Source organism: uncultured Anaerococcus sp., assembly GCF_963510575.1.
Lineage (GTDB): Bacteria > Bacillota > Clostridia > Tissierellales > Peptoniphilaceae > Anaerococcus.
The window spans coordinates 1-5396 of record NZ_CAUPFR010000106.1 but is presented as its reverse complement, the minus strand read 5'-3'; the positions used below and the strand labels follow the sequence as shown (position 1 = coordinate 5396).

Here is a 5396-nt window from a genome sequence, read left to right as displayed (position 1 = left end):
ATTCATAAATTTATGAAGGCCCCCTGCTTTTTTCATTATATCCATTCCTGGTTTTAAATATAAATGATAAGTATTTCCCAAGATAATCTTAGCATCCATTTCCTTTAGATCATCTACTGTCATTGTTTTGACAGTTCCTACAGTGCCAACTGGCATAAATATAGGTGTTGGTATATCACCACTAGATGTGTGGATTACCCCGACTCTTGCATTTGTATATTTATCTTTTTTTATTAACTCGTATTTTAAAGGCATTTATCCTCCTATTTTATGAACATACAATCTCCGAAGGAGAAAAACCTATATCTCTTTGCTACTGCATCATTATAGGCATTTAAAATAATTTCCTTACTTGTAAAAGCAGCTATAAGCATAATTAAAGTTGATTTTGGCAGGTGGAAATTTGTTATTATGGCATCCACAACTTTAAACTCAAATCCTGGATATATAAAAATATCTGTCCAACCAGAGTCTGCGCAAATTTTGTTATTCTTCTTATAGACAGATTCCAAAGTTCTTATAGAAGTAGTTCCTACTGCAATAATTCTCCTACCTTCGTTTTTAGCTGCATTTAGTATTTCAGCAGTTTCTTCACTAAGAGTATAAAATTCAGAGTGCATTTTATGATTTGTTATTTCATCCTCATTTACTGGTCTAAATGTTCCCAGACCTACATTTAGGGTAAGATAAGCAAGTTGAACACCCTTAGCCTCAATCTTTTCGAGAAGTTCTTTGGTAAAATGAAGACCAGCTGTAGGTGCTGCAACAGATCCTGGATTTTTAGAATATACTGTTTGGTAATCTTCATTGTCTTTTAGTTTTTCTTTTATATATGGTGGAAGAGGCATATTTCCAAGTCTATCCAAAATTTGGTTAAAAATTCCTTCGAAATAAAATTCTACTATCCTATTACCGTCTTCTTTTATTTCTAATACCTTGCAAGAAAGTTCATCAGAAAAAATAACCTCTGTGCCAATTTTCATCTTCTTACCAGGTCTAACTAGGACTTCCCACTTAGTTCCTTCAGTATTGTTTAGTAAGAAAACTTCAATTTTTTCTTCTTTTTCAGCCCTATGTCCAAAAAGTCTAGCTGGGATTACTCTTGTATCATTCATAACAAGTACATCCCCAGCTTTTAGGTAGTCAATTATATCATAAAAATATTTATCTTCTCTTGCACCAGTATTTCTGTCTAATACCATCATCCTAGCTTCATCTCTTTTGCTGGTAGGATGTTGGGCAATTAATTCTTCAGGTAAATAATAATCAAATTCGCTTGTTTTCATCTATTCCTCATATTTTAAGCCGTAGTGCTCGTAGGCTTTTCTTGTTAAAATTCTTCCCCTAGGTGTCCTAGATATAAAGCCAATCTGAAGTAAGTATGGCTCATATACGTCCTCTATAGTAACATTTTCTATACCTGTTGAAGCTGCAATTGTATCAACTCCTACAGGACCACCTCCAAAGTTTTCATACATTGTAAGTATAATTTTTTTATCCATGGTATCAAGACCCATAGGGTCAATTTCTAATAATTCTAGGCCTTTTTTGCTTGTTTCGTAATCAATCTTGTCATTAGCTTTTACAATTGCATAATCTCTGACCCTTTTTAATAACCTATTAGCAATTCTAGGAGTACCTCTAGATCTTTTGGCAATCTCTATTGCTCCCTTATCATCAATTGGTATTTCCAAAATATTTGCAGATCTTTTTACAATTGTTGTTAAATCTTTGCTGTCATAAAGATTTAGTGATAAAAGAACCCCAAACCTATCTCTTAGAGGTGCTGAAAGCATACCTGCCCTGGTTGTTGCACCAATTAAGGTAAATCTCTCAAGGTCTATTCTTATAGATTGAGCATTTGGGCCCTTACCAACTATTATGTCTAGGACAAAATCTTCCATAGCAGAATATAAAATCTCTTCAACCGACCTATTAATCCTATGAATCTCGTCTATAAATAAAACATCACCTTCTGCAAGATTTGTAAGTATGGATGCAAGGTCAGATGGCCTTTCGATTGCAGGACCACTTGTTACTCGTAAATTAACTCCAAGTTCATTTGCTATTATAGTTGATAATGTTGTCTTACCAAGCCCTGGAGGCCCTTGAAGTAAGACATGGTCTAGGGGTTCTTTTCTTGATAAAGATGACTTGATAAAAATATCGAGTTTTTCCTTAGCCTTATCCTGACCTATATAGTCTCTTAACCACCTTGGTCTTATAGAATTTTCCTGCTTCAGATCTTCAATTTGTTCATTAGATCCTACTATTCTAGTATTTTCATCAAACATTTATCCACCTAAATAAGTCTCTTTAGACTTTCTTTTATTAAAGCTTCAAGGCTTAAGTCAGCTGTCCTTAATTCACCCAAAACTCTTGCTATATCATTATCCATATAACCAAGATTTTTTAGAGCCTCTCTAGCTACTTCAATATTATCATTAATAACTGGACTAGACTTTTCAATTTTTTCCACATCAGGTAAAGCCATTTTCTTAACCTTGTCAATGAGTTCCAAGATAATTCTTGAAGCTGTTTTTTTGCCAATTCCCTTTGCCTTGGTAAGTTTATCGATATCATTGTTTACAATTGCTAATTTAATTTCATCTGCACTTATAGATGAAAGCATACCTAATGCAATCTTAGGTCCAATAGAAGATACTGAAATCAAAAGCAAAAACATTTCAAGCTCCTCTTTTGAATAGAATCCGTAAATAGATATGTCATCTTCCCTGACCTGCATAGATGTATATATTTTATATTCGTTATTTATCTGGATATTTGCAAGACTTGTGAGAGTTGAATTTATAAAATAACCTATGTTATTATTTTCAATGATAAATCCCTCTTCACTTATAGCCTTTACGTCACCTTTTATGTATGAAATCATTAATTCATCCTATATTGTTCTTTAAATCTTTGACTAAGCACGTGACAAAGCGCGACAGATAAGGCATCTGCAGCATCATCTGGCTTAGGTATCTGCTTTAAATTTAACAGGGTAGTAATAGTCATCTGCATCTGCTGTTTGCTAGCCCTGCCGTAACCTGTAATTGCTTGCTTAATTTGAAGTGGTGTGTACTCAAAAATATCTAAACCATTATTCTCGGCACACAAGACCTGCACACCTCTAGCATGACCAACAGTTATAGCTGTTTTTACATTCTGATTAAAAAACAACTCCTCTATAGCAAATTCGTCAGGCTTAAACTCCTTAATAATCTTATCTAGATTATCATATAAAATTTTAAGTCGCTCTGGTGTCCTAGTCTTAGATGATGTTGTAACCACACCATTTTCTAATACTTTAACCTTATTTGATTTAAATTCAACTACGCCATAACCCATAATGGCTATGCCTGGATCTATCCCTAAAACTATCATAAAAAAATAAAAAGGGCTTATTAGCCCTATTGATACCTTTCAAATACTTCTCTTATCAAACCCCTGAAATAATACTCAGCGTAAGTATCAACCATGGACCTAAATAGGTAGTTGATTGTTTTATCGTATATTTTTTGAGTTTGTTTAGTTGTAATATCTTCCGTAAAAATACTTTCCGTATTAAATGTTAACTGCTTATGTGTTAACATATCTATTGCATATATTTTCTTTTTAAGAACAAGGTCAGAAAAATTATATAAATCTCTTCTAATACTAGCAACTAATTCTCTATTAGATAAGATAACTTCTTTCATCATGTTGCCAATTTTTGAAATTTCCTTATCTTCTCTATTGTAATAGATATTCGACCCATCTAACAAAAAATCAACACCAAAAGATTCTATAAACAATAATTCGAGCTTATCAATTGATTTTTTTGACCTAAAAGCCCTATATTGAGCCTTTACAGAAATCAAATACTCATACCTATCTATATCTCTACCAACATTTCTACTGAGACTATTGATTATTTCATCAATATCTACTAAATTCCAGAAATATCTCTTTAAATTTCTGAAACAATAATCCTTAGTATAGTAAGAATGTTTAGAGAAATTAATAAAATTTCTATCGTATAACAAAGACATAAGTGTGTTTAAAGAATATATATCTTCATCTACTAAATAATTATATTCAAGTTTTTCAATTACTGGAATAGAATTCCTTATTTCTGCCTTCATTATTCTACCTCGACTTCTATTTTAACATAAAAACAAAGTCATTTATTTAGATATGTTTAATTCGAAAATAAAAAAAGCTAAATTAACGGTAAAATTATTCATTATTCTCTAATTATTGAATATAATTCTAGCAGTTTTAGCTTTTATAAAATATTGTAGAACGTTTGATGGTGAAACACAAGTTCAAAAAATAAAATTTAAAAAAATTCATTAATAATTTTTTAAAATTTTACAAATCCAACCAATAAATCTTTAAGCGCAAAATTATAATTTACATCTTTTCTCTCAATGTTAATAACAGCCTTGCTTCTCAAATCTTCATGTTTATATAAATTCTCTAAGAGTTCAAAAGATGGATTTATAGCATGTGGATTACCAACCAATTGAAACATAGTGATATCGCCATTTGTATCTCCATAAGCGTATGAATTTTCAAGGTCAATATCATATTTTTCTTTTAATTTGCTTACGGCCGAAAATTTACTTTCGCCATCCCACATAGGTAATACTTTACCAGTAAATTTATTATTTTCATCAAATTCATAAATAGTAGAAATAGACTCGGTGGCACTGTAAAGCTTAGAAAAATCACCTACTAAAAAGTCTGGTGACCCTGATATAAAGAAAATTAGAAATCCATCTTCTAAATGCTTGTTTACAGCATTTTTTGTAATATTATAAACCTTATTTTTATTTTCCTCTATTACTATCTGAGAATATTTATCTATAATTTTTTTATCAAGACCTCGCATGGATTTTTGGTAGGCTAAAGCAGATTTGTCTAAATAATCTTCATAAGCCCCCTGTCTGTTTTCATATTTACTGTAAAGAGGTCCAATCTCATCTGTCCAAATTTTTTTATCTAAAATTCCGTCTTCAACTAACTTTAAAAAATGCTCTATTAGAAGTGAATTTCTAAAAAGTGTTCCATCTATATCAAAAAAGGCTGCTTTATTCTTAGTCATTTAAGTTTTCCTTTTCTCTTCGTCTCTTAGCTTTGAATGTTTTATTTTTTCTTGTGTTTATTTTAACATTGCCCTTATTAATACCCAAATCCCTTCTTAAGGATACAAATAAATCTATTATAAATCCGGTCACTATACCAACAATTGCCGTTGTCATTAAAAATATAGCAATCCACGATGTATTCAATCCTCTAGGTGTTGTAAAGATAATTATTGAATATATCCCTATCAAAATCGATATAACCCCTATTATAATTGAAGGAAAATATTTTAAAACCTTCTTATCATTTATAAAGTAAATAAT

The 5396-nt window shown here is 31.1% G+C and carries 8 protein-coding genes; all 8 read right to left on the bottom strand.

All coding sequences use genetic code 11. The features are described from left to right. A partial coding sequence (locus RQ907_RS07385) for a tRNA-guanine transglycosylase (protein WP_311492733.1) occupies positions 1-255 on the bottom strand: 255 nt, incomplete at its 3' end. Positions 256-263: 8 nt separating this feature from the next. Then, positions 264-1286 (bottom strand): tRNA preQ1(34) S-adenosylmethionine ribosyltransferase-isomerase QueA, encoded by a 1023-nt coding sequence (gene queA, locus RQ907_RS07380; RefSeq protein WP_311492732.1) that lies wholly within the window; start codon positions 1284-1286, stop codon positions 264-266. After that, complete coding sequence (gene ruvB, locus RQ907_RS07375; RefSeq protein WP_311492731.1) at positions 1287-2294, bottom strand: Holliday junction branch migration DNA helicase RuvB; 1008 nt, start codon at positions 2292-2294, stop codon at positions 1287-1289. Between the two features lie 8 nt (positions 2295-2302). Further along, complete coding sequence (gene ruvA / locus RQ907_RS07370; protein ID WP_311492730.1) at positions 2303-2893, bottom strand: Holliday junction branch migration protein RuvA; 591 nt, start codon at positions 2891-2893, stop codon at positions 2303-2305. Further along, positions 2893-3387, bottom strand: coding sequence for a crossover junction endodeoxyribonuclease RuvC (ruvC, locus tag RQ907_RS07365; RefSeq protein ID WP_311492729.1), 495 nt, complete (start codon positions 3385-3387; stop codon positions 2893-2895). The genes ruvA and ruvC overlap by 1 nt, the downstream gene beginning before the upstream one ends. Before the next feature lie 26 nt (positions 3388-3413). Then, a complete protein-coding gene (locus RQ907_RS07360; protein ID WP_311492728.1) occupies positions 3414-4127 on the bottom strand; it encodes a hypothetical protein in 714 nt (237 codons plus the stop codon). Between the two features lie 221 nt (positions 4128-4348). Next, a complete protein-coding gene (locus RQ907_RS07355) occupies positions 4349-5092 on the bottom strand; it encodes an HAD-IB family hydrolase (RefSeq protein WP_311492727.1) in 744 nt (247 codons plus the stop codon). Next, a partial coding sequence (locus RQ907_RS07350) for a hypothetical protein (RefSeq protein ID WP_311492726.1) occupies positions 5085-5396 on the bottom strand: 312 nt, incomplete at its 5' end. The genes RQ907_RS07350 and RQ907_RS07355, both read right to left, overlap by 8 nt.